Origin of the sequence: Streptomyces sp. NPDC001530 (assembly GCF_042894545.1) — a bacterium.
Taxonomy (GTDB): Bacteria; Actinomycetota; Actinomycetes; order Streptomycetales; family Streptomycetaceae; genus Streptomyces.
The window spans coordinates 209,778-235,734 of record NZ_JBIAVS010000014.1 but is presented as its reverse complement, the minus strand read 5'-3'; the positions used below and the strand labels follow the sequence as shown (position 1 = coordinate 235,734).

The following is a 25,957-nucleotide window of genomic DNA, read 5'->3' as shown; positions in this document are numbered from 1 at the left end:
AGGAGTACGGCGGTGGTGGCCAGGCCGGACACGGCCACCGCCGTGCTGGAGCTGCTCCAACGCCTGCGCGCCGAACGCGACATGGCCGTCGCGCTGGTCAGCCATGAACTCCCTCTGGTCGCCGCCTACACGGACACCGTGCACCTGCTGCAGGACGGCCGGCTGGTCCGCCACGGACCCACCGCGGAACTGATCTCCTGCTAGACGGGCGCGCCCAGCAGCCCCGTCAGCAGAGCGTCGGTCGCCGGGGTCAGCAGACGCCTGCCGTCGGGCGCCGCCTCCAGGCCGACGACCAGGGCGAGGCAGATGTCGGCGGCCTCGGCGGGCTCGACACCGGCCGCGGAGTCCGCCTCGGCGAAGAGGGCGATCAGCAGGCGGCGCAGCTCGCCGGTGAAGGCGTGGCAGATGTCGCCGAACAACCGGGCCTTCTCGTCCAGGAGTTCGGCCGTGTGCGGGGAGTCCCCGGCAAGCCGGCGCGCCAGGTCGAGCTTGGCGGCGAGGACGCCCCGGACGCGCTCGGCGTGCGGGGCGTCCTCGGCAGCCGCCTGCCGGGCCCTGCCGAGCGCCTGCTCGTGCAGGCGTCCGGCGAGGCGGCGGAAGGCGTCGTCCTTGCTGCGGACGTACTGGTAGACCGCTGACCGGGACACGCCCATGGCGGAGGCGATGTCGTCCATCGTCGTGCGCCGTACGCCGTACCGGGTCAGGCAGTCGTAGGCGGCGTCGAGGACCTCGTCGAGCCGGTCGGTGGCCATGAGGGTCAGCCCAGCTTCTTCAGCAGCTCGACCGCGAGCGGGCCGGAGGAGGAGGGGTTCTGGCCGGTGACCAGGTTGCGGTCGACGACCACCTTGGGGGCCCACGGCTCGCCCTCCTGGAAGTCGACGCCCGCTTCGACCAGCCGGTCCTGGAGCAGCCACTTTGCCTTGTCGGCGAGGCCCGCCTGGGTCTCCTCGGCGTTGGTGAAGGCGGAGACCCGGTAGCCCGCGAAGGCGTTGCCGCCGTCCGCGCGGGTGGCGGCGAGCAGCGCGGCGGGAGCGTGGCACACCACACCGAGCGGCTTGCCCGAGTCGAGCGCGAGGGTGAGGAGGCGGCCGGAGTCGGCGTTGACCGCGAGGTCCTCCATCGGGCCGTGGCCGCCGGGGTAGAAGACCGCCGCGTAGTCGTCCAGGTCCACCTCCTCCAGCTTGATCGGCTGCTGGAGCTCGGCGATCGACGCGAGGGCGTTCGCGATCCGGTCGGCGCCCTCCTGGCCGCCGTTCACCTCGGGCGCCAGGCTTCCCTTGTCCGCCGTCGGTACGACGCCGCCCGGCGTGGCGACGACGACCTCGTGGCCCGCGGCCTTGAACGCCTCGTACGGGGCGACGGCCTCCTCGGCCCAGAAGCCGGTCGGGTGCCGGGTGCCGTCGGCGAGCGTCCAGTAGTCGACGCCGGTCATCACGAAAAGGATCTTCGACATGGTACGTGTCTCCGAGAGTGCGGGCCCTGACGGACCGGGGGGGGTTTGGCCATACGGCGTCGTACGTCGTCGTACGTCGTCCTACGCCCTGACGCTCTGCGCTCAGATCGTCAGGGCGGCGATGTCCTCGACGGTATGCGGGTCCGCCATAGGTGACCAATAGGGAAGCCTTTTGCAGGCATAGGGCATCCAATGACCCCTCCGGGAATACGGCACGGGACCAAGGAGCGGTACCGAGGCGCGGAACTATCGCGCCACGGCGGCGCGCTGCTCCAGGATGCGCAGGGCCCGCTCGGCCCAACGGATGTTCTGCTGCTCGAAGGCGCGTCCCCCCATCAGCGTGAGATACGGGCCGACGCGCTCGGCCCCGGCCAGGTACTCGTCCTCGGTGCGCCCGTCGAGGAGCCGGGCGCGGATCCGGTCGTAGTGGGCGAGTTTGCCGCGAGCCCACTCCAGCCGTTCGGTGATCGCCGCCCGTACGGCCTCGTCGTTGCCCTCGTCGAGGGCATAGACCTTGACCATCAGCTCGTCCCGGATGGCCGTGGGCTTCGACGGCTCGGCCGTGAACGCGCGCAGTGCGCCACGGCCCGCCTCGGTCAGCGAGAACACCCGTTTGTTCGGCCGGCGCTCCTGCTGGACGAGCCGGGCCTCGATGAGCCCCTCGGACTCCATGCGGTCGAGCTCCCGGTACAGCTGCTGCGGGGTCGCCATCCAGAAGTTGGCCACCGACGCGTCGAACCCCTTGGCCAGGTCGTACCCCGACGCCTCACCCTCCAGAAGCGCGGCCAGGACCGCGTTGCGCAATGCCATGGCCCAAGGCTAGACGTCGCACACCCCCGCGACTAATCTGATCCGCACCTATTCAATTAGTTGAGTATGAAGGGCAGGCGTGATGCATTCCTTCCGCAAGGCCGTGGAGGCAGGAGACCTCGCCGCGATCGAGGAGATGCTGGCCGACGACGTCGTGTTCACCAGCCCCGTCGTCTTCAAGCCCTACCCGGGCAAGGCGATCACGGCGGCCATCCTGCGCGGCGTCTCGCGTGTCTTCAGCGACTTCCGGTACGTACGCGAAATCGCCGGTGCCGACGGCCGCGACCACGCGCTGGTCTTCCAGGCGAAGGTGGGCGACAAGGAGATCACCGGCTGCGACTTCCTGCACTTCGACGAGGACGGCAGGATCGACGACCTCATGGTCATGGTCCGCCCGCTGTCGGCGGCCCAGGCACTCTCCGCGGCGATGGGCGCGCAGTTCGAGCAGATCTCGCGGGAGGCGGCGGAAGCGTGATGGCCGTCGCCCGCACCGGGTGGCCGGGGTGTGAGGTTCGGGGTTTGACACGATTCCCCCCGGTTACCCGCGCGTTGTGACATCAACAACTTCCCAGCAGGAGCTCTTCCGGTTCCTGGAGGACCGCTTCGTCTGCGCCCAGGCCTGTACCGAATGCGCCCGGGCGTGCGCGCTGCGCGCGAGCCTCATGGATCCCGACGGGCCGAAGGAACAGCATCTCGTACGCCGCAAGGGCGTCTTGTGCGCGGAAGTGTGCGACGCGACCTGCCTCGTACTGTCCGAGCAGCTTCATCTGGACGAGAACGGCATCCGCGCACAGGTGGAGTGGTGCCGCGCCATCTGTCTGGAGTGCGCGCAGGTCTTCGACGGGTACGCGGGCGCGGAGGACGGAGCGAAGGCGTGCCGTGCCTGCGCGCAGGCGTGCACGGATTTCCTCGCCACCCTGGGCTCGGGTTCGTAGCCACCTCGGCCCAGGGCGGGACGCGGGTCAGGCCGGCTCGCCGAGCGGGCGTCCGGCGCGCACGTTCCAGCGACCTGCGCGGCCGCTGAACTCGGTGGCGGTCAGGGGCGGCACGTCGACGCGCCAGAAGGCCGCCTCCGGTGCGCCCAACACCCGTACCACCAGGGCCCGTACGACCTCGGGCTCCACCACCGCGACCGTCCGGCCCGAGAGGTGCGAGGCGGTGTCCAGCCACCCCGCCACGCGGTCGCAGAACGCCCGCACCGACTCCCCCTCGTGCGGCGCGGACCCGGGATCGGCCAGCCATCGAGCCACCGCCTCCGGCTCCTTCGCGCTCACCTCCGCCAGGGTCGCCCCGCGCCAGTGACCCACGTCCAGACCGGCCAACTCCGCCACGTCCAGGGCGCTTTCGAGGCCGAGCGCGCCCGCGGTCTCGCGGCATCGCACGGTGGGGGAGACCCACAGCCGTTCCGCGACCGGCACCGCACCCGCTGCCGCGCGCGCGAGCCGCACCCCCGCGGCATCCACCGGACATCCGTCGTCGAAGCGGGCCTCGCGCAGCGCCTCGCTGATCGCCGCTGAGATGAAGATCACTCGGCTCGTCATCCATCCACTTTCGTGAGTTCTCGTCTGCGAAAAACCTTGTGCGGTACGGGAACCGGTGGCGTCCCCGGGGCAAGGGGCGCACGGTGTGGCGCTCCGTGCGCCCTTGGCCGGATCCCGGCTTCGCGGTACGGTCGCGTCGAAATCGACGACGGTTCGGCGGAAGTCCGGTGGAAATCCGGCACGGTCGCGCCACTGTAAACCCAGCACGAGCCACTCCCGCCAGGGGCGGCGAAGGCTGGGCAAGTCAGACCCGCGGCCGTCGTCCTGTGCACCACCGAGATGGGACGCGAGTTCCCCAGGAGGTTCTGCCCCATGGCGCAGTCCGTCGCTCAGCCGACCGCCACCCCCACCGCCGTTCCGGCCAAGCTGCCGATCGGCGCGATCGCCCCCTGGGCGGTCTTCTTCGGCATCCTGATGCTGGTCCTGCTCTACTTCGTCGGCGCCGAACAGGGCGCCACCTCCCTCGTGTCCGGCGAGAACGTCCACGAGTGGGTCCACGACGCCCGCCACCTGCTCGGCTTCCCGTGCCACTGACTGGCGACGAGGAAACGTACGAGCTCATGAACTCAGCAACTGTCAGAAACCTTCTGGTGCGTGGCATGCTCGCGGGTCTCGCCGCGGGCCTGCTCGCCCTGGTCGCCGCCTACTTCCTGGGGGAGCCGCGGGTCGACTCGGCGATCTCCTACGAAGAGGCGCACTCCCACGAGCACGGCATGGAAGCCGTCTCCCGCACGATGCAGTCCACCGGCGGTCTGGCCACCGGTGTGCTCGTCTACGGGGTCGCGTTCGGCGGTATCGCCGCCCTCGCGTACTGCTTCGCGCTCGGCAGGATCGGCCGCTTCGGACCGCGGGCGAGCGCGCTGCTGCTGTCGGCCGCGGGCCTGCTCGCGGTCTACGTCGTGCCGTTCCTGAAGTATCCGGCCAACCCGCCGTCCGTCGGCGACCCCGACACCATCGGCAAGCGCACCACCCTGTACTTCCTGATGATGGTCCTCAGCGTGCTGCTGGCCGTCGCGACCGTGATCCTGGGCAAGCGCCTCGCGCCGCGCCTGGGCAACTGGAACGCCACGATCGCGGCGGGCGCGTTCTTCGGCCTCGCGATCGGCCTCGCGTACGCGTTCCTGCCGGCGGTGAACGAGGTCCCGAAGGACTTCTCCGCCACCCTGCTCTGGCAGTTCCGCCTCGCGGCCCTCGCCATCCAGCTGACCCTGTGGACCGCCTTCGGGCTCGTCTTCGGGTTCCTGGCGGAGCGGGTGCTGGCTCCGCGGCCGGCCACCGGGCGGAAGAAGGAGGTCGCCGCCGAGGCGACTCCCGTCGCCCACTGAGCGGATGAAGAGGGGCGGTCCCGGTCGGCCGGGACCGCCCCTCTCGCATGTCGTCGGCATTCCCAATTACTGAAACACGTTCTACGGTGTGCGCCGTCAGGTCGGCCTTGGGAGCCAGGAGGCGCCGTGCATCTCGAATACACGCCGGAGCAGCAGCGGTTGCGCACCGAACTGCGTGGCTACTTCGCCCAGTTGGTGCCGGACAAGGCCTACGCCCTCCCCCATGGCCCTCAAGGCATGGGAGGTGCCCCCATCGCAGACCCGGCCGCGCAGAAGCGCTTCTACCGCGACACCATCCGCCGCCTCGGCACCGACGGCTGGCTCGGCGTGGGCTGGCCCAAGGAGTACGGCGGGCGCGGGCTGAGCCCCGTGGAGCAGTTCATCTTCTTCGACGAGGCGGCCCAAGCGGGGGTCCCGCTCCCGCTGATGGCCCTGAACACCGTCGGCCCGACGATCATGCAGTTCGGCACGGAGGAGCAGAAGGCGTACTTCCTGCCGAAGATCCTCTCCGGCGAGATCGACTTCGCGATCGGCTACAGCGAGCCCGACGCCGGCACGGACCTGGCCGCGCTCAAGACGAAAGCCGTACGGGAGGGCGACGAGGCCACCGGCCACTACACGGTCAACGGGCAGAAGATCTGGACGACCAACGGCGACACCGCCGACTGGGTGTGGCTCGCCGTCCGCACCGACCCGGACGCCCCGCCGCACAAGGGCATCACCATGCTCCTGGTGCCGACCTCCGACCCCGGCTACTCCTGCACGATCATCAACACCCTCGCCTCGCACGACACCACCGCGAGCTACTACGAGAACATCCGCGTCCCCGTCTCGCGCCGGGTCGGCGAGGAGAACAAGGGCTGGCGGCTGATCACCAACCAGCTCAACCACGAACGCGTCACGCTCGCCGCCCACGGCACCATGGCGATCCGCGCCCTGCACGACGTCCAGCGCTGGGCCATGGAGACCAAGCTCGCCGACGGCCGCCGCGTCATCGACCTCCCCTGGGTGCGCCGCCGCCTGGCCCAGACCCACACCAGGCTCGACGCCATGAAACTGCTCAACTGGCAGATGGTGAACGCCGTCCAGGAAGGCACCCTCACCCCGCAGGACGCCTCCGCCGTCAAGGTGTACGGCTCCGAGGCGCGGCGCGAGGCGTACGCCTGGCTGATGGAGATCGTCGGCGCCCCGGGCGTCCTCAAGGAGGGCTCCGCGGGCGCAGTGCTCCACGGCGAGCTGGAACGCGGCTACCGATCGGCGGTGATCTTCACATTCGGCGGCGGAAACAACGAGATTCAGCGCGAAATCATCTCCTGGATCGGTCTGGGGATGCCGCGGGTCCGGCGTTAGCCTGCTGGTGTGGAGGCCTTTCAGAGGGGTGACCCGGGGATCTTCGGCCCTGCCTCGGTGACCTGGCAGATGCACGGCGACCCCATGATGTGGGTCGCCGGAATCCGTGCGCTCTACCTCCAGGCCCTGCATCCGCGCACGGTGCGCGGCGTCATGCAGAACTCGGACTTCCGGCGCGACGCCTGGGGGCGGCTGATGCGTACCGCGAACTTCGTGGGGACGACGACGTACGGCACCTGCGAAGCCGCCGAGAAGGCGGGCGCCCGGGTGCGGAAGATCCACGGCATGCTCAAGGCCAGCGACCCGGACACGGGGGAGCGGTACCCGATCGACGAACCCGAGCTGCTGCTGTGGGTGCACTGCGCGGAGATCGACTCCTATCTGCACGTGCTGCGCCGCTCGGGGTTCCATCTCACGGACGCACAGGCCGACCGCTACATCGCCGAAAACCGGGTCAGCGCACAGCTGGTGGGGATCGACCCGGCCGACGTGCCGGCCGATCAGGCGGAGCTGGCCGCGTACTTCGAGAAGGTGCTGCCGGAGCTCGCGGCGGGGCCCGAGGCCCGTGACGTGGACGCCTTCCTGATGCGCCCGCCGATCCACCCGTTGCTCCTGCCGGCGCGCGCACTGCTGTGGCGGCGCGTGGCGCATCTGGCGTACGCCTCTCTGCCGCCGTACGCCCACGAGTTGTACGGCAGGGCGGCCCCGTCGCCCGCCGCGGTGACCCTGCGCCTGCGTGTCACGGGCACCTTGCTGCGCTGTATTCCCGCACGTCTGCGCTGGCAACTCCCGCCCAAACACATTCTGCGCGCCATGTCACGGCTCGGCCCCGGCTCGCGCCCGGCACCGTACAAAGTCGGCAGATAACTCGCCATACTGGACGGGCCAGGGGAGGGCGCGGCGAGCAGCGACGGGGGCGATCGCACGAGATGGCGGAGACCAGGCTGATCCAGAGCCGGTACCGACTGCTCGATCTCATCGGGCGTGGCGGCATGGGCGAGGTGTGGCGGGCGCGCGACGAGTCGCTGGGCCGGCAGGTGGCGGTCAAGTGCCTCAAGCCGCTCGGCCCGCACCACGATCAGTCCTTCACGCGCGTTTTGCGGGAGAGGTTTCGGCGCGAGGCCCGGGTGGCCGCCGCCCTGCAGCACCGCGGGGTGACCGTCGTCCATGACTTCGGCGAGTCCGACGGTGTGCTGTATCTGGTGATGGAGCTGCTGGAGGGGCGGAATCTGAGCCAGCTCCTGGAGGACAACAAGCAGCATCCGCTGCCGGTCGCCGAGGTCGTCGACATCGCCGACCAGGTCGCCGCCGCGCTCGCGTACACCCATCAACAGGGCATCGTGCACCGCGACTTGAAACCCGCGAACATCATGCGGCTCGCCGACGGCACGGTGAAGATCTGCGACTTCGGGATCGCCCGGCTCGGCCACGACATCGGTTTCACCTCGCGGCTGACCGGCACCGGTATCGCGATGGGCACCCCGCACTACATGTCGCCGGAGCAGATCAGCGGCGCCCATGTCGACCAGCGCAGCGACCTGTACTCCTTCGGGTGTGTGCTCTACGAAATCGCCACCGGAGCACCGCCGTTCGACCTCGACGACGCCTGGGCCGTTCTCGTCGGCCACCGCGACACGCCGCCCGAACCGCCCCGCACCCACCGGGCCGAACTCCCCGAGTACTTCGAGGAGATCATCCTGGATCTGCTCGCCAAGCAGCCCGAACAGCGCCCGCAGGACGCCCGTGAACTCGGCCGCCGCATCAGCGCGGGCCGCACGACCCCGGTGTACGTGCCGACCGTGGTGGCCCCGGCGGTGCGGCAACCCGCCGCGGAGCAGCGGCCCCTGGCGCCCTCGACGCAGGCGCGCCCCGAGCAGCCGCCGTCCCGCGAACCCCGGCTGCCGTCCTGGACCCGCGGTATGACCACCGGCCACAAGGCGACCGGCGCCGGACTGCGCACCACCCCGCCGGACGCGGCCGCCGGCCTCACCGGCGAGTGGATCGCCCGCCCCTCACCGGCCCTCATCCGCGAGCCCGAGCGCACCGAACGGCCCACCCCCTCACCGGAGTTGATCACCACCCTGGCGGGTCGGCACAACGCCGGGCTGAGCCTGGGGCGGCTCGGCCGGTGGACCGAGGCGGGCGAAGTGCACCGCGCCGTCGCCGCCGAGCGCGAACACGCTCTGGGGCCCGACCACCCCGACACCCTCGCCAGCCGCTACGAGGTCGGCTTCACGCTCAGCCGCACCGGACGCCCCGCCGAGGCGCTGCGCGAGTACGCCCATGTCGCCCAGGTCAGGGAGCGGGTACTCGGCGCCGACCACCCCGACACCCTCGCCGCACGCCAGGAAATGGCATACGTGCTGGGCCAGTTGGGCCGCCACTTCGAGGCGCACCAGGCCTATACGTCCGTACTCGGCGCCCGGGAGCGCGCGATGGGCCCCGACCATCCCGACACCTTGCGCTGCCGCCACAACCTCGCCTTCAACCTGAGCAGGCTCGGGCGCCTGGAGGACTCGTACCGGATGGCGAGCGAGGTCGCCGCGGCCCGCGCCCGGGTGCTCGGCCCGACCCACCCCGACACCCTCGTCACCCGGTACGAAGTCGCCTACGCGCTTGGCCAGTTGGGGCGCTGGCCCGAGGCACTGCACACCTACCAGGAGCTGGCCGAGGCCCGCGCGCAGGCGCTGGGTCCCGACCACCCGGACACGCTCGCCGCCCGCTACGAGGTCGGCATCAGCCTCGGCCGGCTCGGCCGCAGCGCGCAGGCCCTGGAGCTGTACCGCGACCTGATCGATGACCGCACCCGCGTGCACGGCCCCGCCCACCCCGAAACCCTGCGTGCCCGGCACGGCCTCGGCGTGAACCTCGGCCGCATGGGCCGCTGGGAGGAGGCCCTCGCCGAGTCCCGCGACGTCTGCGCGATCCGCGAGCGCGTCCTCGGCCCCGACCACCCGGACACCCTCGTCAGCCGCCGCGAGGTCGCCGTCGGCCTCGGCTGGCTCGGCCGCTGGTCCGACGCCCTCACCGAGTACCGCCGCGTCGCCACCGCCCGCGAGCGCGTTCTCGGCGCCGCCCACCCCGACGCCCTCGCCAGCCGCAACGACGAGGCCCACTGCCTGGAGCAGCTGGGGCGCGGCCAGGAGGCCGTGGAGCTGTACCGCAGGGTGGCGGCGTTACAGCAGCGGCGGGCGTCCGGGGGGCACTGAGCGGGGGTGGGGCGTGAGGTGGTTTTTCGCCCCCTCCGCCCCTACCCGTCCCGCACCTGGGGGGCTCCGCCCCCAGACCCCGCGTATCGCGCTGACGCGCTCGTCCTCAAACGCCGGACGGGCTGGAATACTCCAGCCCCGGCCGGGAGGGAAGCCACGCCCCCATACGGCTGCCCGCCGGCTGCCGCGCACCCCTGGCCGACCTAGATCATCTCGTGCTACCAAGAACCATGCCTGCACACGAGGGATACGACGCCGTGATCGTCGGCGGGGGCCACAACGGACTGGTCGCCGCCGCCTACCTGGCCCGGGCCGGCCGGTCCGTGCTGGTGCTGGAGCGCCTGGGGAACACCGGGGGCGCTGCCGTGTCCACCCGGCCGTTCGCCGGAGTCGACGCCCGCCTGTCGCGCTACTCGTACCTGGTCAGCCTGCTGCCCCGGAAGATCGTGCGGGACCTCGGCCTCGACTTCCGCGTCCGCGGGCGGACCATCTCGTCGTACACGCCCGTCGAACGCGAAGGCCGGGCCACCGGACTGCTCGTCGGCGGCGGCGAGCGGCGCACCCGTGAGGCGTTCGCACGGCTGACCGGCTCGGACCGCGAGTACGAGGCATGGCGGCGCTTCTACGGGATGACGGGCCGCCTCGCCCAGCGGGTGTTCCCGACGCTCACCGAGCCGCTGCCTACGCGCGAGGAGCTGCGCGCCCGCGTCGACGACGAGGACGCCTGGCGGATCCTCTTCGAGGAGCCGGTCGGCGCGGCCGTCGAGGAGTACTTCGCCGACGATCTCGTACGCGGTGTCGTCCTCACCGACGCCCTCATCGGGACGTTCGCCGACGCCCACGATCCCTCGCTGCGGCAGAACCGCTGCTTCCTCTACCACGTGATCGGCGGCGGCACCGGCGCCTGGGACGTGCCGGTCGGCGGCATGGGCGCCCTCACCGACGCGATCGCGGCGGCGGCGCGCAGCGCGGGCGCCGCCATCGCCACCGGCCACGAGGTGCTGCGGATCCAGACGGACGGGCAGGCCGCCGAGGTCACCTACCGAACCGCGGACGGGGAGGGCGTTGTCGGCGCCCGGCACGTCCTCGTGAACGCCTCGCCGCAGGAACTCGCGCACCTCACCGGCGACGAGCCGCCCACCCCGGCCGAGGGCGCCCAGCTCAAGGTGAACATGCTCCTCAAGCGGCTGCCGAGGCTGCGCGACACCTCCGTCGACCCGCGCGAGGCGTTCTCCGGGACCTTCCACGTCGCCGAGGGGTACGAGCAGTTGGCGACCGCCCACGCCGAGGCCGCGTCCGGTGAGCTGCCCACCGCCCCGCCCTCCGAGATCTACTGCCACTCGCTCACCGACCCGAGCATCCTCGGCCAGGGCCTCGTCGAGCAGGGCTACCAGACGCTCACCCTCTTCGGTCTGCACACACCCGCCCGGCTGTTCGCGCGCGACAACGACGCCGTACGGGACGAACTGCTGAAGTCGACCCTCGCCCAGTTGGACGCCCACCTCGCCGAGCCGCTCGCCGACTGCCTGGCCAGCGATGCCGAAGGCCGCCCCTGCATCGAGGCGAAGACCCCGCTCGACCTGGAACGCGACCTGCGGCTGCCCGGCGGCAACATCTTCCACCGTGACCTCGCCTTCCCGTACGCGCAGGAGGGCACGGGCCGCTGGGGCGTCGAGACCCGGCACGCGAACGTGCTGCTGTGCGGGGCGGGCGCGGTGCGCGGCGGCGGGGTCAGCGGGGTGCCCGGGCACAACGCGGCCATGGCCGTGCTGGAGGAGGATCGCGGGCGCTGAGGGCGGTCAGGCAGTCGTCTCGGCGGGCTGTGGTGGCCGCTCGAAGGTGAGGATGGCGACGCCGTCGCCGACGATCCTGGAGTCCGTCAGACGCAGCGGCTTCTTGTCGGACGTGGCCCCGAAGAGGCGCTTTCCGGTGCCGAGGATGACCGGGAAGACCATCAGGCGCAACTCGTCCACCAGGTCGTTCTCGATGAGGGTCTGCACCAGCCGGGCGCTGCCGTGCACCACGATGTTCCCGGGCTGTGTCCGCTTGAGGTTCGTGACCTCCCCGACCACATCGCCGCCGAGCACGGTGGAGTTGTTCCACTCGGCCTTGTCGAGGGTCGAGGAGACCACGAACTTGGGCATGCTGTTGAACTTGTCCGCGAACTCGCCCTCGCGGGAGGGCCAGGCGGCGGCGAACCCTTCGTAGGTGACGCGTCCGAGCAGCAGCGCGTCCGAGTTCATCGTCTCGTCGAGCTTGAACTGGTTGCCGCCGTCTCCGCGGTCGATCTCGAAGCTCCAGCCGTCGTACTTGAAGCCCTCACCTCCGCCGGGCGCCTCGAGGACGCCGTCGAGCGAGACGAATTCGGTGACGATGATCCTGCCCATGCCGTCGCTCCCTTTCAGGGTGGATGCGGGCCGTGACGCACACCTCCACCTTCGAGCCTTCAGTCCCGGGACGCCACCCAGCCCACCGCCTCAATACGCGCCGCGTCCGCGGGCCGTGCCTCGTCGAAGATGACCCGGCCCCTGGCCTCGACCCGGGGACCGTCGACGTACGCGCCACGGCCGACGTACAGCCGGTCGGTCGTGTACCGCCAGCGCAGCAAGAGCCGCGGGACCTGGGGCAGGTCCGCGGTGAGCCGGTGCCACACCCGCCCCGACCAGCCGGTTGCCGTACCGGCCGGATGCTCCAGCGGGTCCCCGTCCCGTGGCACGGTCATGAACGGGACCGGCTGCCAGGTCGCCGCGTCGTCGGTCGAGGTCTCCAGGAAGAGGAGGTCCGACTGGGGCTCGGTGTCCCACCACAGGGCGCAGTCCAGGCGCGCGGGGCCCGCGGTGGTGTCGAGCGCGGGGAGGGTGAGCGTCGCCGTGGTCGCGTTCGTCATGCCGGAGAACCAGGACGTACGGCCGCGCGCGGGGCGCACCGGTACGGCTCGGGCCAGGTCGTTCGCGGTGGCGACGCGGGGAGCGGAACCGGATCGCCAAGTGCGCACCGGATGGACGGAGTTGCCGAGGACGATCAGGAAGGAGTCGGTCGTCGGGTCGAGGACGAGCGAGGTGCCGGTGAAGCCGGTGTGGCCCGCGGTGCGCGGCGTGGCCATCGCCCCCATGTACCAGTGCTGGTAGAGCTCGAAGCCGAGGCCGTGCTCGTCGCCGGGGAAGGCGGTGTTGAAGTCGGTGAACATCAGGTCCACCGTCTCCTGCTTGAGGATGCGCGCCCTCCCGTACACACCGCCGTTCAGCAGCGTACGGCCGAGGATCGCGAGGTCCCACGCGCAGGAGAAGACGCCGGCGTGGCCCGCGACTCCGCCCAGGGAGTACGCGTTCTCGTCGTGCACCTCGCCCCACACGAGCCCGCGGTTCAGCCCCGACCAGGGCAGCCGGGCGTCCTCGGTGGCGGCGATCTTCGGCTTCCAGGAGGCGGGCGGGTTGTACCGGGTGCGGTACATCCCGAGCGGGTCGGTGATCTCGTCGTGGAGGAGCGTGTCGAGGGTGCGGCCGGTGATCCTCTCCAGGACCAGCTGGAGCGAGATCAGATTCAGGTCCGAGTAGAGGTACTTGGTGCCCGGTGGGTTGAGCGGCGCCTCGTCCCAGATGAGCTGGAGCTTCCCCTCACGGGTCGGCGCGTTGTAGAGGGGGATCCAGGCGCGGAACCCCGAGGTATGGGTGAGGAGTTGACGGATCGTGATGTCTTGCTTGCCGCCGCCCGCGAATTCCGGGAGGTACGACGCGACGGTCGCCTCCAACTCCAGCGCGCCGCGCTCCATCTGCTGCACGGCGAGGATCGAGGTGAACAGTTTCGAGACGGAGGCGAGGTCGTAGACCGTGTCCTCGAAGGCGGGGATCTGCTGGTCGGCCGGGAACTCGACGCCGGTGTCCGTCTTCTCGTCGTACGCCGCGTAGCGCACCGCCATGCCGATCGGCTGATGCAGGGCCACGGTGCCGCCGCGCCCGGCGAGGAGCACGGCGCCGGCGTACCAGGGGTGCTTGGGGGAGGGGCCGAGGAACGCCTCGGCGTCGGTGACCAGTTGGCGCAGATGCTCCGGCAGCAGACCCGCCCGCTCGGCCGGTCCGCGCCGCAGGGTCGGGTGTCCGGCGCCGTCCTCCGCGGCCGCCGCGGGCCCGGCGGGGAAGGGGGCGACGGCCAGCGCGCCGCCCAACGCCAGTACCCGTCTGCCCAGTTGACGACGGGTGAGCCCGCCGGTCCCGCTGCCCGCCGTGTCCTTGGCCATCGAGGAGCCTCCTGCCGCGCTGCCTGAAAGTATCTTTCCCGGTCCGCCGTGCGGAGTGAAACTTTCCTGTCAGGCGTGGGCGTGTCAACCCTCCTCGAATGGCCTGAAGAAATCTGACGGTGCATCAGAAAACCCCTTCCCTCGTCCGGAGGACTGCGGCATCCTGCGGCCATGCAGACGGAGCTGAGCAAGAAACTGGGAGTCGAGCACGCCATCTTCGGCTTCACGCCGTTTCCCGCCGTCGCCGCGGCCATCAGCCGCGCGGGCGGATTCGGTGTGCTCGGCGCGGTCCGCTACACCGCACCCGAGGACCTCAAACGCGACCTCGACTGGATCGAAGCGAACGTCGACGGCAAGCCCTACGGCCTGGACGTCGTCATGCCCGCCAAGAAGGTCGAAGCCCCGAAAAATCAAACACTGACCGAGGCCGACGTCGAGGCGATGATCCCCGAGGGACACCGGCAGTACGTCAAGGACACCCTCGCGAAATACGGTGTGCCCGAACTCGCCGAGGGCGAGGCGTCCGGGTGGCGCATCACCGGCTGGATGGAACAGGTCGCCCGCACCCAACTCGACGTCGCCTTCGACTATCCGATCAAGCTGCTCGCCAACGCGCTGGGCTCACCACCCGTCGACGTGGTGGAGCGCGCCCACGAGAAGGGCGTACTGGTCGCCGCGCTCGCGGGCAGCGCCCGGCACGCGCGCAAGCACGCCGAGGCGGGCATCGACATCGTCGTCGCGCAGGGCTACGAGGCGGGCGGGCACACCGGGGAGATCGCCTCGATGGTGCTCACGCCCGAAGTGGTGGACGCCGTCGACCCGTTGCCCGTACTGGCGGCGGGTGGTATCGGCAGCGGACAGCAGGTGGCCGCCGCGCTCATCCTCGGCGCCCAGGGCGTGTGGCTGGGCTCCCTGTGGCTGACCGTCACCGAGGCCGAGATGCACTCGCGCGCCGTGACCCGGAAACTGCTCGCCGCCGGGTCCGGCGACACCGTCCGCTCGCGCGCCCTGACCGGCAAGCCGGCGCGCCAGCTGCGCACCGAGTGGACCGACGCCTGGGACGACCCGAACGGGCCCGGCACGCTCCCCATGCCGCTCCAGGGGCTGCTCGTGGCCGAGGCGCTCTCCCGCATCCAGAAGTACGAGGTGGAGCCGCTGCTCGGCACCCCCGTCGGGCAGATCGTCGGCCGGATGAACAGCGAACGCAGCGTCCAGGCCGTCTTCGACGAGCTGACCCGGGGCTTCGACCAGGCCGTCGACCGGATCAACCGCATCGCGGGAAGGAGCGACCGGTCGTGAGCACGCCGCCGAACGGCTTCTGGGCCCAGGCCACCGCCCACCCCGAGCGGATCGTCCTCATCACCCCGACCGGCGAGGAGTGGACCGCGGGGCGACTGCACGCCTCGGCCAACCAGCTCGTCCATGGTCTGCGCGCCGCGGGCCTCGAACGCGGCGACGCCTTCGCGGTCGTCCTGCCCAACAGTGTCGAGTTCTTCGTCGCCTATCTCGCCGCCTCACAGGCCGGCCTCTATCTCGTCCCCGTCAACCACCACCTCGTCGGACCCGAGATCGCCTGGATCGTCTCCGACTCGGGCGCGAAGGTTCTCATCGCCCACGAGCGGTTCGCGGACGCCGCCCGGCACGCCGCCGACGAGGCCGAGCTCCCGGCCACGCACCGCTACGCGGTCGGCGCGGTCGAGGGCTTCCGGCCGTACGCCGAACTCCTCGGCAAACAGCCCGAGTCGGCGTCCGCCGACCGCACCCTCGGCTGGGTCATGAACTACACCTCGGGCACCACCGGACGCCCCCGCGGCATCCGGCGCCCGTTGCCCGGCAAGCTCCCCGAGGAGTCGTACCTCGGCGGCTTCCTCGGCATCTTCGGCATCAAGCCCTACGACGACAACGTGCACCTGGTCTGCTCACCGCTCTACCACACCGCCGTGCTGCAGTTCGCGGGCGCGTCCCTGCACATCGGCCACCGCCTGGTGCTGATGGACAAGTGGATGCCCGAGGAGATGCTCCGTGTTATAGACGCACACAAGTGCACACACACCCATATGGTCCCGACCCAGTTCCACCGGCTGCTGGCCCTCCCCGACACGGTGAAGGAACGCTACGACGTGTCGTCCATGCGGCACGCCATCCACGGCGCCGCCCCGTGCCCAGACCACGTGAAACGGGCCATGATCGAGTGGTGGGGCCACAGTGTCGAGGAGTACTACGCGGCCAGCGAGGGCGGCGGAGCCTTCGCGACCGCCGAGGACTGGCTGAAGAAGCCCGGCACGGTCGGCAAGGCGTGGCCCATCAGCGAGCTCGCCGTCTTCGACGACGACGGCAACAGGCTGCCGCCCGGTGAGCTCGGCACCGTCTACATGAAGATGAGCACCGGCGGATTCTCGTACCACAAGGACGAGACCAAGACGCGGAAGAACCGCATCGGCGACTTCTTCACCGTCGGCGACCTCGGCTGTCTCGACGAGGACGGATATCTCTTCCTCCGGGACCGCAAGATCGACATGATCATCTCGGGCGGAGTCAACATCTACCCGGCCGAGATCGAGGCCGCGCTGCTCACCCACCCCGCCGTAGCCGACGCCGCCGCCTTCGGCATCCCGCACGACGACTGGGGCGAGGAGGTCAAGGCCGTCGTCGAGCCCGCCCCGGGCCATGAGCCGGGTCCGCCGCTCGCCGCCGCCATCCTTGACCACTGCGAGCGGCAACTCGCCGGCTACAAGCGCCCCAAGAGCGTCGACTTCATCGAGGCGATGCCGCGCGATCCGAACGGCAAGCTGTACAAGCGGCGCCTACGGGATCCGTACTGGGAGGGCCGCACCCGAGTGGTGTGAGCGATGACGCGGATCCCGCTGATGTGGCGCAGGTCACATTCGCGACCTGTCACGCGGAGCCGCACTCGCCCGTCCTGATGCCGAAACGCCCCCGGGAGCTGTTCACCGGACCACCCGGGGGCCCGACATCAGGAGATGGATTCCCATGCGTGTACTCGTCGCCGGAGCCACCGGAGTCATCGGACGGGCGCTCGTCCCGCTGCTCACCTCGGTCGGACATGACGTAGTAGCCCTGTCGCGTACGCCGGTCGAAGGCAGCGTCGCGGCCGACGCCCTCGACCGCTCCGCACTGCACCGGGCGGTGCGCGAGGCGGCCCCCGACGCGGTGGTCAACATGCTCACCGCGATCCCGGCCGCGATCGACCCGCGCCACCTGGCCCGCGACTTCGCCCTGACCAACCGGCTGCGCACCGAGGGCACCCGCAACCTGTACGAGGCCGCGCATGACGCGGGGGTCAAGAAGATCGTCGCCCAGGGACTCGCGTACGCCTATGACCCGGCCGGTCAGGGCGCTGCCGACGAGGACGCCCCGCTGTGGCAGCGCCCGCCGAAGCAGTTCGTGCCGGTGCTCGAAGCGCTGAAGGAACTGGAGCTGCGCACCGCCGACGCGGGCGGCACGGTCCTGCGCTTCGGGCACCTCTACGGGCCCGGCACGATCTACGCCAAGGACGGCTCCTTCGTGGACCAGGTCGCCGGGGGGAAGGTCCCGCTGGTGGGCGGCGGAAACTCGGTGTTCTCCTTCACCCACGCCCATGACGCGGCCACCGCGGTGATCGCCGCGCTCGACAAGCCCACGAGCGGCCCGCTGAACATCGTCGACGACCACCCGGTGCCGATGCACGAGTGGCTGCCCGAGCTGGCCCGGATGCTCGGCGCCCCGCAGCCCAAGAAGGCACCCGCGGCGCTCGCCCGGCTCGCGGTCGGCGGCTGGGGAGTGGCGTTCATGAACGGGCTGCGCGGCGCCGACAACGCGCGCGCCGTGCTCACCCTGGACTGGCGGCCCCGATACGCCTCCTGGCGCGCGGGCTTCGCCGCCGAGTTGAATGGTGTGACGGCCGGGCGCTGATCGCCGTCGCGCACGGAGCCGGCCGCGGTCGTCGCGCAGCGTCGGCCGCATCCCGAACCGCAGGGAAAGGATGGGGAGTTGGAGACTCCCGAGCAGGCGACCGAGCAGTTCGAGGCGTACCGCCCCTTGCTGCTCGGCCTCGCCTACCGGCTGCTCGGCAGCATGTGGGACGCCGAGGACGTCGTCCAGGACGCCTACCTCCGCTGGACGGGAACCGACCGCGAGGACATCCGCGAACCACGCGCCTTCCTCATCACGGTCGTCTCCCGGCTCGCCCTCGACCAGCTGCGCTCGGCCCGCGTGACCCGCGAGGCGTACACCGGGCCGTGGCTCCCCGAGCCCGTGGCGACGGCGGCGCTCGGCCCGCTGGACACGGCCGAGCTGCGCGACACCGTCGCCTACGCGACCGTCCATCTGATGGAGCGTCTGTCGCCGCCGGAGCGCGCGGTGTTCGTCCTGCGGGAGGCCTTCGACCTGCCGTACGACGAGATCGCGCGCATCCTGGACACGACCCCCTCGAACTGCCGCCAGATGCACCACCGGGCCGGGCGCCGTGTCACCTCGGGACGCGACAAGTTCACCCTCGCCGAGGACGACCACGCCAAACTGCTCGCACGCTTCCTGGAGGCCGCGCAGAGCGGCGACCTCACCCGGCTGACCGACCTGCTGACCGAGGACGTCGTCGCCTGGAACGACGGCGGCGGCAAGGTCAGGGCGGCGCTGCGCCCGATCGAGGGCCGGGGGCACGTGGTCGCGTTCATCGCGGGACTGGTCACCCGCTATCCGTTCGGCGACGCCCGGGTCGTCGACGCGAACGGGGCACCCGCGCTGGCGCTCTCGGTCGACGGCATCGAACAGATCGTCACCGTCTCGGTGCACGAGGGTCGCATCGACGGCGTCTACGCGGTCCTCAACCCCGACAAGCTGGGCCACGTCGGGCTGTGAGCGGTCCGGCCTCCACGGCCACATCGGGCTTGGCGGTCCCGCCTCCACGCTAGGCGGGACCACCTCACCCCGGTCAGCGGTGGTCGCTCACCCGGACCACCCGCAACCCCGGCGAGGACAGGATGTCCTTCTCGCAGAACCGGGACGTCACCCAGCGCTCGTCCGAGAACAGCCGCGTCTGGTCGCTGTAGTGCGGCGAGTTCGGATTCGACGACTGGGAGTACGTCAGGAGGGTGCGGGCGACCGGGCAGCGGCCGCCGTCCCAGCCGACGGCCTGGATGTACGAGGACCCGGTGGTGACCTCGGTGTATCCGCCGGCCGCCGGGTTCCACACCGGCTCGACCTTGTTCCACACGCCGAGCGACTCCGTGCCGCCCGGCATGGGGATGCGCTGCCCGCCGCGGACCACGAACTGGTTCGCGCCGAGCCGCGCGTCCAGCGCGATGCCCGCCGTACGCAACTCCATCACCGTGTCCGCGAGGGCCGTGGTGAAGCCCGGCGCGTCGGTGTTGAGCGTGTTCGGGGTGCGGACCGGGTCCGCCGCCGAGAAGGGGACCTTCCACAGCTGCGCGGCCGGAACCGCGGCCGTCAGCTTCCGCCAGAACCGGTCGAAGAGCAGCGCGCCCCGGCTGTCGGTGTTCATGGAGTGGTCCCACGCCTTGAGCACACCGCAGGCCTCGGTCACGTCAACTGCCTTGCCATCGCCGCCCGTTGCCGTGCCACCCGGCAGCGCGGCACACGCAACTGCCGCGGCGTCCGCGACGAGGTCACCCGCGGGCACCCGGTTCGCGAACTGCTGCGCCTGAAGATCCCGTACGGTCAGCCGGCCCTTCGCGGCCATCGCCGCCACGTCCTCGACCGCGCCGCGGGTGCGCATCGAGCGCTGCGTGCCGATCGTGCCGAAGACCCGCTCGTACCCGGTCAGCGGCCGGTCCGCGTTGGCCAGCCAGGCACTGTCGTTGGCATTCTCCGCATACGGAGCGTCCTTGAGCACCGGCATCTTCGCCGGCCCGAAGATCCCCGGCTGTACGGCGTCGGGATCGCTGCCGAGCGCGCAGTCGCCGCGCGAGCCGTCGAGGATCGCGACACCGGCCGAGGGGTAGGTGACCTTGCCGAGCGGCGTCGAACAGCGCTGCGCCAACTCGTCGGTGATGCGCGGGAGCACCTGCGCCTGCGTGAACAGCGAGTGCCCGCCCGAGTCGGCGGCGATCGTGTTCACCCACGGCAGCCCCTGGGTGCGCTTGAGCGCGGCGAGGACGTCGGCCGTGCTGCGGGCCTTGCTGAAACCGAGCGCGGTGTCGGAGGCGCGGAGGTTGACCGCGTTCGGGTCGTTGAGCGCGTACGCCGTCGTGGACGTCCAGGGGAGCGGCAATTGCGCGCCGAGCGAGGTGACGACCGGGCCGTACCGGGTCCACCACTGGGTGCGCGTCACCGGCGTGCCGTCCTTCACGTCGACGGTGACGGTCCGCTTGGTCATCCGCTCCGGCTTGCCGTCCACCAGATACGTCGTCGGATCGGCCGGATCCAGCGTCAGCTGATGGAGGTTGAGCGTGACGCCCGTCGCGACGGTGTGGCTCCACGCCACCTTCGCGGTGTGCCCGATGGATATCGTCGCCGAGCCGAGCAGCGCACCGCCCGCGACGTTCAGCTCGCCGGGGATCGTCTGCTGCATCTGCCAGAAGCGGCGGCCGCCCTGCCACGGGTAGTGCGGATTGCCGAGCAGCAGGCCGCGCCCGTTCGCCGTCGTGGCACCGCTGAAGGCGACCGCGTTGGATCCCATGTCGGCGGTGTCGAAGAGCTCCCGCGCGGCTTCGGCGGTGCTCTTGGCGTCGGGGGTGGCGGCGCCCTTCGCGTCCGGCGTACTCGTGACGGTGGACATCGCCGTAGGTGGCTGCGCGGCCGTGATGCCCTCGACCCCGCGGCCCTGGCCGCCGAGCACGGACAGCGCGAAGTTGCGCGCGGCCACGTCCACGGGGGTCACCGGGCGGACCCAGGCGGCGCCCTGGCACGCCGGGTCGGTGGTCCGGTTCTGGGCGAGCCAGGCGTTGTAACCGGCCGCCCAGCCGCGCATCAGGTCCTTGACCTCGCGGCTCGGCCCCAGCGGCGCGGGCTCGGCGAGCAGCTTCTCCACCGTGCCCGCCTCCCGCACACCACGGAAGTACAGGTCGCTGGAGAGGTTCTTGGCCGCCGAGGAGAGCGAACCGTCGGGCGCCGCGTCCGGCCCGAAGAAGCGGGACCGCTCGCCGCGCACGGTCACGAAGCCGTCGGCGAGGGTGCACACCTGGTCGGCGGCCTGCGCCCAGCCGGTGCCGAAGCCGAGGTTCGCGTAGTCCTTGGCGACGATGTGCGGAATGCCGTACTCGGTGTAGCGGATCACGGCCGACAGGCCGCCGTGCGAGGGATGTTCCTGAAGTCCTTGGGGCTGGGCCGCGGCGGCGGGCAGTGCAGCCGTGGCTGTGAGCAGGGCGACGGCCATGACGACGAGCCGTCTCAGGCGGGTGCGCATCGTGCCTCCCAACGTCATTGGGGGAAGGGGCGGTTGAGCGTACCAACGGGTATGTGCGGCGTCGGAGTGTTCTGCGGCGATCTCTTCGCCTCGCTCCGGACCTCCGTGAGCCCGGCGTGGCGACTCCTTACGTCCGGCGTGGCGACTCCGTACGTCCCGCGTGACGACCTCCTTGCGTCCGGCTTGACCTCCCCGCGCCGCGGACCGAGGATCATGTGTCATGACGCCTGGACACGGCAGCACGGTTGACGGGGTGCTGCGGCGCAGCGCCCGGCGGACCCCGGCGCGCGTCGCGGTCGACTACCACGAGCGCTCCTGGACGTACGCGGAACTCGACGAGGCCGTCTCCCGCGCGGCGAGCGTGCTCCTCGACCAGGGGCTCGCACCGGGCGACCGGGTCGGCGCCTACGGCCACAACTCGGACGCGTACCTGATCGGCTTCCTCGCCTGCGCCCGCGCGGGACTCGTGCACGTGCCGGTCAACCAGAACCTGACCGGCGACGACCTCGCGTACGTCGTCGGCCAGTCCGGGAGCACACTGGTCCTGGCCGACCCCGACCTTGCCGCTCAACTCCCCGACGACGTACGGACGTTGCCGTTGCGCGACGCCGACGACTCGCTGCTGGCGCGGCTGGATGCGGCGCCTCCGTACGAAGGTGACGAGCCGCGCGGCGACACGCTCGTGCAGTTGCTCTACACGTCGGGCACGACCGCTCTGCCCAAGGGCGCGATGATGACGCACCGGGCCCTGGTGCACGAGTACCTGAGCGCGATCACCGCCCTCGACCTGAGCGCGGGGGACCGGCCGGTGCACTCGCTGCCGCTCTACCACTCGGCGCAGATGCATGTGTTCCTGCTGCCGTATCTCGCGGTCGGCGCGACGAACGTCATCCTCGACTCGCCGGACGCCGAGCAGCTCTTCGACCTGATCGAGGCCGGCCGCGCGGACAGCCTGTTCGCCCCGCCCACCGTGTGGATCGGTCTGTCGAACCGTCCCGACTTCGCGAGCCGCGACCTGAGCGGGCTGCGCAAGGCGTACTACGGGGCGTCGATCATGCCGGTGCCCGTCCTGGAGCGGCTGCGCGAAAGGCTGCCGAAGCTGGCCTTCTACAACTGCTTCGGCCAGAGCGAGATCGGCCCCCTGGCCACGGTCCTCGGGCCGGACGAGCACAAGGGGCGGATGGATTCCTGCGGACGCCCGGTCCTGTTCGTGGACGCCCGGGTGGTCGACGAGAACGGCAAGGACGTGCCCGACGGGACACCGGGTGAAGTCGTCTACCGTTCACCGCAGTTGTGCGAGGGGTACTGGGACAAGCCGGAGGAGACGGCAGAGGCCTTCCGCGACGGCTGGTTCCACTCCGGCGACCTCGCCGTGCGCGACGCCGAGGGCTACTTCACCGTCGTCGACCGGGTGAAGGACGTCATCAACTCCGGTGGCGTACTGGTCGCTTCACGCCAGGTCGAGGACGCGCTGTACACCCACGAACAGGTCGCCGAAGTAGCAGTGATCGGCCTCCCCGACGAGCGCTGGATCGAGGCCGTCACCGCGGTCGTCGTCGCTCGCGGCGAGGTCACGGAGGCCGAACTCATCGCCCACGCACGCGAGAAGCTCGCCCACTTCAAGGCGCCCAAGAGGGTCATTTTCGTGGACGAGTTGCCGCGCAACGCCAGCGGGAAGATCCTGAAGCGCGAGCTTCGGGACCGGTTCGGGGAGAACTGAGGGGTCTGGCGGTCCCGCACGTATCCCGGTGACCTCCGCGTTTCGGAGGCGGAAGCGGGCGCGGCCATTGCCGCGTTCAACGCGGCGACCGGTCACGCATGCCTATCGCCCGATCGTCCTCTGACAGCGGGCCGGGCCGCTACTCCGTCGCAGCGGCCCAGCCGACGTGGCCGGGGCCGGAGCGCCGGCTAGCGCACCAGACACGGGCGCTTGGCGTCGAACTCCCAGCCCGGGATGAGGTAGCGCATCGCGAGGGCGTCGTCGCGTGCGCCCAGGGCCTTCGCCTGGTAGAGCTCGTGGGCCGCGAGCAGTCGGTCCATGTCGAGTTGGACGCCCAGGCCGGGTGCGTCGGGGACGGTGATCTGGCCGTCGACGATGCGCGGCGGGGCGGTGGTGAGCCGCTCCAGGCCCTCCTGCCAGATCCAGTGCGTGTCCAGCGCGTTGTACGCGCCGGGAGCCGCGGCGCCGCAGTGCGTGACCATGGCGAGGGAGATGTCGAAATGGTTGTTCGAGTGGCAGCCCCAGGTCAGGCCCATCGCGTTGCACAGCTGGGCGACCCGCACCGAGCCCTGCATGGTCCAGAAGTGCGGATCGGCCAGCGGGATCGACACCGACTGCAGGGCCAGCGCGTGGGTCAGCTGCCGCCAGTCGGTGGCGATCATGTTGGTCGCGGTCGGCAGGCCCGTGGCACGGCGGAACTCGGCGAGGATCTCCCGCCCGGAGTAGCCGCCCTCGGCCCCGCAGGGGTCCTCGGCGTACGCGAGCGTGCCCACCAGCGGCGCGCACAGCTCGATCGCCTCGCGCAGCGACCATGCCCCGTTCGGGTCGAGGGTGATCCGCGCCTCGGGGAAGCGGTCCTTCAGCGCCCGGACGGCCTCGACCTCCTCGGCACCTTCCAGGACCCCGCCCTTGAGCTTGAAGTCCCGGAAGCCGTACAGGTCGTAGGCGGCCTCGGCCTGCCCGACGATCGCCCGGGGCGTGAGGGCCTCCTCATGCCGGATCCGGTACCAGTCCACGTCCGAGTCGGGTTCGCGGACGTACTCCAGGTCGGTGCGGTCGGGGTCAGCGACGTAGAAGAGGTAGCCCAACACCCGTACGGAGTCGCGCTGTTGTCCATCGCCGAGCAGGGCGGCGACCGGCACGTCGAGGTGCTGCCCCAGCAGGTCGAGCAGCGCCGACTCGACGGCGGTGACGGCGTGGACGGTCGTGCGCAGATCGAAGGTCTGGGCGCCGCGCCCGCCGGCGTCACGGTCGGCGAAGCGCTCCCCGATCTCGCGCAGGACGCGCTGGTAGTCGCCCACCTTCGCGCCGACGACGAGGGATTCGGCGTCCCGCAGCGTCCGCGTGATCTTCTCCCCGCCGGGGACCTCGCCGAGCCCCGTACGGCCCTCGGAGTCCTTGAGGACGACCACGTTGCGGGTGAAGTAGGGGCCGTGCGCGCCGGAGAGGTTCAGCTCCATGCAGTCCCGGCCCGCGACGGGATAGACGGAGAACTCGGTGACGGTCGGTTGCTTGCTCATCATGAGAATCCTTGCGTACGAAGGTGACCCGGGCCGCTCATCACAGGCTCAGGACGTCGAGGGCCCACTCGACCGCCAGGACACCGCCCAGGCCGAGGATCGCGAGCACCGTCGTATAGGTGGTGCGGACCTTGATCGCGTCGATGACGGAGAGGTTGAAGTACTCCTTGAACAGCCAGAAGCCGGGATCGTTGACGTGCGAGAAGGCGATCGAGCCGCAGGAGACGGCGAGCACCATCATCTCCGGATGGACCCCGCTGCCCGCCAGGAGCGGCAGCACCACGCCGGAGGCGGTGACGACGGCGACCGTCGCCGAGCCGAGTGCGATGCGGAGGATGACCGCGATGAGCCAGGCGAGGATGATCGGCGAGATCGACCAGGTGTCCGTGGCGTCCTTGATGTAGTCGGAGATCCCGCCTTCGACGAGGACGTTCTTGAAGGCGCCGCCCGCGCCGATCACCAGGAGAATCATCGCCATCGCCTGGGCCGCCGAGGTGCAGGAGGCGCTGACCTCCTCGAGGCTCCGGCCGATCCGCGGCCCGAACGCCCAGACCGCCAGGAGCAGGGTCAGCACAAGCGCGATCGGGGCCGAGCCGATGAAGGCGACGAAGTGCAGGAACGGGGTGTCGGCGGAGGTGGCCAGGTCGGTCACCGCCGCGCCGGCTATCAGGACGACGGGGAAGAGGGCCACGGACAGCGACCAGCCGAGGCCGGGCATCTCCTCGTCGGTGAACTCCCGCTCGCTGACCAGGCCCTTGGGGATGGCGGGGTTCATCACCTTGATGAACGGAAGGCGCGGCCACACGAGTGCGATGAGCGCGCCGGCCGGGACGGCGATGAACAGGCCGTAGAACAGGGTCAGTCCGATGGACGCGTGGAAGGCCGAGGCCACGGCGGTGGGGCCGGGGTGCGGCGGCAGGAAGCTGTGCATGGTGGAGAGGGCGATCGACATCGGCAGCCCGACCCACAGCAGCCTTGCCCCGGTGACCCGTACCAGGGTGAACGCGATCGGCACGATGATGATGAAGGCGACCTCGTAGAACATGGTCACGCCGATGAGCATGGACGTGACCACCATGGCCACCTGGACCCAGCGGGGGCCGAAGGCGTCGAGCAGCTTGCCGGCGATACGTTGCGCGGCGCCGGAGTCCCCCATGACCCGGCCGACCATGGCGCCGAGCCCGATGGTGAGCATCGTGTCGCCGATCTGGCCGCCGATGCCCTCCGAGAGAACGTCCGGGATCTTCTCCAGCGGAATCCCGCGGACGATGCCGACGCCGATCGCCACGAGGAGGAGGGCGGCGAAGCCGTTCAGTCTCAGCCTGGTCATGAGCAGGAGCAGAACCAGAACGCTGATTCCGACTACGAGCAGCGGCAAGGCAGTTCCCCTTTGAACTGTGGGTGCTCTGAACTGTGGGTGCTCTGGACTGTG

Annotated in this window: 23 protein-coding genes and 1 riboswitch; of the genes, 14 read left to right on the top strand and 9 right to left on the bottom strand. The window is 70.8% G+C overall.

Going from position 1 to position 25,957, the window contains the following annotated elements; genetic code table 11:
• Positions 1-12 precede the first annotated feature (12 nt).
• Complete coding sequence (locus ACFY0T_RS28920) at positions 13-204, top strand: hypothetical protein (RefSeq protein ID WP_388876560.1); 192 nt, start codon at positions 13-15, stop codon at positions 202-204.
• Here the strand turns inward: ACFY0T_RS28920 and ACFY0T_RS28915 are convergent.
• The 3 genes from ACFY0T_RS28915 to ACFY0T_RS28905 all read right to left on the bottom strand — a co-directional run bounded on the left by ACFY0T_RS28915 (position 201) and on the right by ACFY0T_RS28905 (position 2,263).
• Positions 201-752, bottom strand: coding sequence for a TetR/AcrR family transcriptional regulator (locus tag ACFY0T_RS28915; protein WP_388876557.1), 552 nt, complete (start codon positions 750-752; stop codon positions 201-203). The two genes, ACFY0T_RS28920 and ACFY0T_RS28915, sit on opposite strands and share 4 nt — an antisense overlap.
• A gap of 5 nt (positions 753-757) precedes the next feature.
• Positions 758-1,453 (bottom strand): type 1 glutamine amidotransferase domain-containing protein, encoded by a 696-nt coding sequence (locus tag ACFY0T_RS28910; protein WP_388876554.1) that lies wholly within the window; start codon positions 1,451-1,453, stop codon positions 758-760.
• A 246-nt stretch (positions 1,454-1,699) separates the two neighbouring features.
• Positions 1,700-2,263, bottom strand: coding sequence for a PadR family transcriptional regulator (locus ACFY0T_RS28905; protein ID WP_388876551.1), 564 nt, complete (start codon positions 2,261-2,263; stop codon positions 1,700-1,702).
• Between the two features lie 82 nt (positions 2,264-2,345).
• Between ACFY0T_RS28905 and ACFY0T_RS28900 the strand changes: the two genes are divergently transcribed.
• Both ACFY0T_RS28900 and ACFY0T_RS28895 read left to right on the top strand, forming a co-directional pair.
• Positions 2,346-2,738: a nuclear transport factor 2 family protein gene (locus ACFY0T_RS28900; RefSeq protein WP_388876834.1), complete on the top strand. Its 393-nt coding sequence runs from the start codon at positions 2,346-2,348 to the stop codon at positions 2,736-2,738.
• A 76-nt stretch (positions 2,739-2,814) separates the two neighbouring features.
• A complete protein-coding gene (locus ACFY0T_RS28895; protein ID WP_388876548.1) occupies positions 2,815-3,198 on the top strand; it encodes a ferredoxin in 384 nt (127 codons plus the stop codon).
• 27 nt (positions 3,199-3,225) lie between these two features.
• Here the strand turns inward: ACFY0T_RS28895 and ACFY0T_RS28890 are convergent, their stop codons facing one another.
• Complete coding sequence (locus ACFY0T_RS28890; RefSeq protein WP_388876545.1) at positions 3,226-3,804, bottom strand: histidine phosphatase family protein; 579 nt, start codon at positions 3,802-3,804, stop codon at positions 3,226-3,228.
• A 114-nt stretch (positions 3,805-3,918) separates the two neighbouring features.
• Positions 3,919-4,077: riboswitch (cobalamin riboswitch) on the top strand.
• A gap of 39 nt (positions 4,078-4,116) precedes the next feature.
• On the opposite strand from ACFY0T_RS28890, the gene ACFY0T_RS28885 reads away from it, so the two are divergent.
• The 6 genes from ACFY0T_RS28885 to ACFY0T_RS28860 all read left to right on the top strand — a co-directional run bounded on the left by ACFY0T_RS28885 (position 4,117) and on the right by ACFY0T_RS28860 (position 11,481).
• On the top strand, positions 4,117-4,338 hold the full coding sequence (locus ACFY0T_RS28885; protein WP_327426512.1) for a CbtB-domain containing protein: 222 nt from the start codon (positions 4,117-4,119) through the stop codon (positions 4,336-4,338).
• Positions 4,339-4,364: 26 nt separating this feature from the next.
• Entirely contained in the window at positions 4,365-5,129 is a 765-nt protein-coding gene (locus ACFY0T_RS28880; protein ID WP_388876542.1) for a CbtA family protein, read from the top strand.
• A 126-nt stretch (positions 5,130-5,255) separates the two neighbouring features.
• Positions 5,256-6,479 (top strand): acyl-CoA dehydrogenase family protein, encoded by a 1,224-nt coding sequence (locus ACFY0T_RS28875; RefSeq protein ID WP_388876538.1) that lies wholly within the window; start codon positions 5,256-5,258, stop codon positions 6,477-6,479.
• A 69-nt stretch (positions 6,480-6,548) separates the two neighbouring features.
• A complete protein-coding gene (locus ACFY0T_RS28870) occupies positions 6,549-7,346 on the top strand; it encodes an oxygenase MpaB family protein (protein ID WP_388876832.1) in 798 nt (265 codons plus the stop codon).
• A 62-nt stretch (positions 7,347-7,408) separates the two neighbouring features.
• Complete coding sequence (locus ACFY0T_RS28865) at positions 7,409-9,688, top strand: tetratricopeptide repeat protein (RefSeq protein ID WP_388876536.1); 2,280 nt, start codon at positions 7,409-7,411, stop codon at positions 9,686-9,688.
• A 230-nt stretch (positions 9,689-9,918) separates the two neighbouring features.
• On the top strand, positions 9,919-11,481 hold the full coding sequence (locus ACFY0T_RS28860) for a phytoene desaturase family protein (protein ID WP_388876533.1): 1,563 nt from the start codon (positions 9,919-9,921) through the stop codon (positions 11,479-11,481).
• A 6-nt stretch (positions 11,482-11,487) separates the two neighbouring features.
• On the opposite strand, the gene ACFY0T_RS28855 is transcribed toward ACFY0T_RS28860, so the two are convergent.
• Positions 11,488-12,075, bottom strand: a complete 588-nt coding sequence (locus ACFY0T_RS28855) for a dihydrofolate reductase family protein (protein ID WP_388876530.1) — start codon at positions 12,073-12,075, stop codon at positions 11,488-11,490.
• A gap of 59 nt (positions 12,076-12,134) precedes the next feature.
• The gene (locus ACFY0T_RS28850) at positions 12,135-13,922 is read right to left on the bottom strand and encodes a serine hydrolase (protein ID WP_388876527.1); all 1,788 of its coding nucleotides are present in this window, start codon (positions 13,920-13,922) and stop codon (positions 12,135-12,137) included.
• A 171-nt stretch (positions 13,923-14,093) separates the two neighbouring features.
• Here ACFY0T_RS28850 and ACFY0T_RS28845 point away from each other — a divergent pair, with 171 nt between their 5' ends.
• The 4 genes from ACFY0T_RS28845 to ACFY0T_RS28830 all read left to right on the top strand — a co-directional run bounded on the left by ACFY0T_RS28845 (position 14,094) and on the right by ACFY0T_RS28830 (position 18,779).
• Positions 14,094-15,221, top strand: a complete 1,128-nt coding sequence (locus ACFY0T_RS28845; RefSeq protein ID WP_388876524.1) for an NAD(P)H-dependent flavin oxidoreductase — start codon at positions 14,094-14,096, stop codon at positions 15,219-15,221.
• Positions 15,218-16,768, top strand: a complete 1,551-nt coding sequence (locus ACFY0T_RS28840) for an acyl-CoA synthetase (RefSeq protein WP_388876521.1) — start codon at positions 15,218-15,220, stop codon at positions 16,766-16,768. Before ACFY0T_RS28845 ends, ACFY0T_RS28840 begins: the two co-directional genes overlap by 4 nt.
• A gap of 145 nt (positions 16,769-16,913) precedes the next feature.
• Positions 16,914-17,834 (top strand): NAD-dependent epimerase/dehydratase family protein, encoded by a 921-nt coding sequence (locus ACFY0T_RS28835; RefSeq protein WP_388876518.1) that lies wholly within the window; start codon positions 16,914-16,916, stop codon positions 17,832-17,834.
• Between the two features lie 78 nt (positions 17,835-17,912).
• The gene (locus tag ACFY0T_RS28830; RefSeq protein ID WP_388876515.1) at positions 17,913-18,779 is read left to right on the top strand and encodes an RNA polymerase sigma-70 factor; all 867 of its coding nucleotides are present in this window, start codon (positions 17,913-17,915) and stop codon (positions 18,777-18,779) included.
• A 73-nt stretch (positions 18,780-18,852) separates the two neighbouring features.
• Here ACFY0T_RS28830 and ACFY0T_RS28825 read toward each other — a convergent pair whose 3' ends face one another.
• Positions 18,853-21,285 carry a penicillin acylase family protein gene (locus ACFY0T_RS28825; protein WP_388876512.1) on the bottom strand — a complete coding sequence of 811 codons (2,433 nt, stop codon included), beginning with the start codon at positions 21,283-21,285 and terminating at the stop codon, positions 18,853-18,855.
• Positions 21,286-21,505: 220 nt separating this feature from the next.
• Here ACFY0T_RS28825 and ACFY0T_RS28820 point away from each other — a divergent pair, with 220 nt between their 5' ends.
• Complete coding sequence (locus tag ACFY0T_RS28820) at positions 21,506-23,005, top strand: acyl-CoA synthetase (RefSeq protein ID WP_388876509.1); 1,500 nt, start codon at positions 21,506-21,508, stop codon at positions 23,003-23,005.
• A gap of 188 nt (positions 23,006-23,193) precedes the next feature.
• On the opposite strand, the gene ACFY0T_RS28815 is transcribed toward ACFY0T_RS28820, so the two are convergent.
• Positions 23,194-24,525, bottom strand: coding sequence for an enolase C-terminal domain-like protein (locus ACFY0T_RS28815; protein WP_388876829.1), 1,332 nt, complete (start codon positions 24,523-24,525; stop codon positions 23,194-23,196).
• Between the two features lie 40 nt (positions 24,526-24,565).
• Positions 24,566-25,903, bottom strand: a complete 1,338-nt coding sequence (locus ACFY0T_RS28810; protein WP_388876506.1) for a gluconate:H+ symporter — start codon at positions 25,901-25,903, stop codon at positions 24,566-24,568.
• Positions 25,904-25,957: the final 54 nt, after the last annotated feature.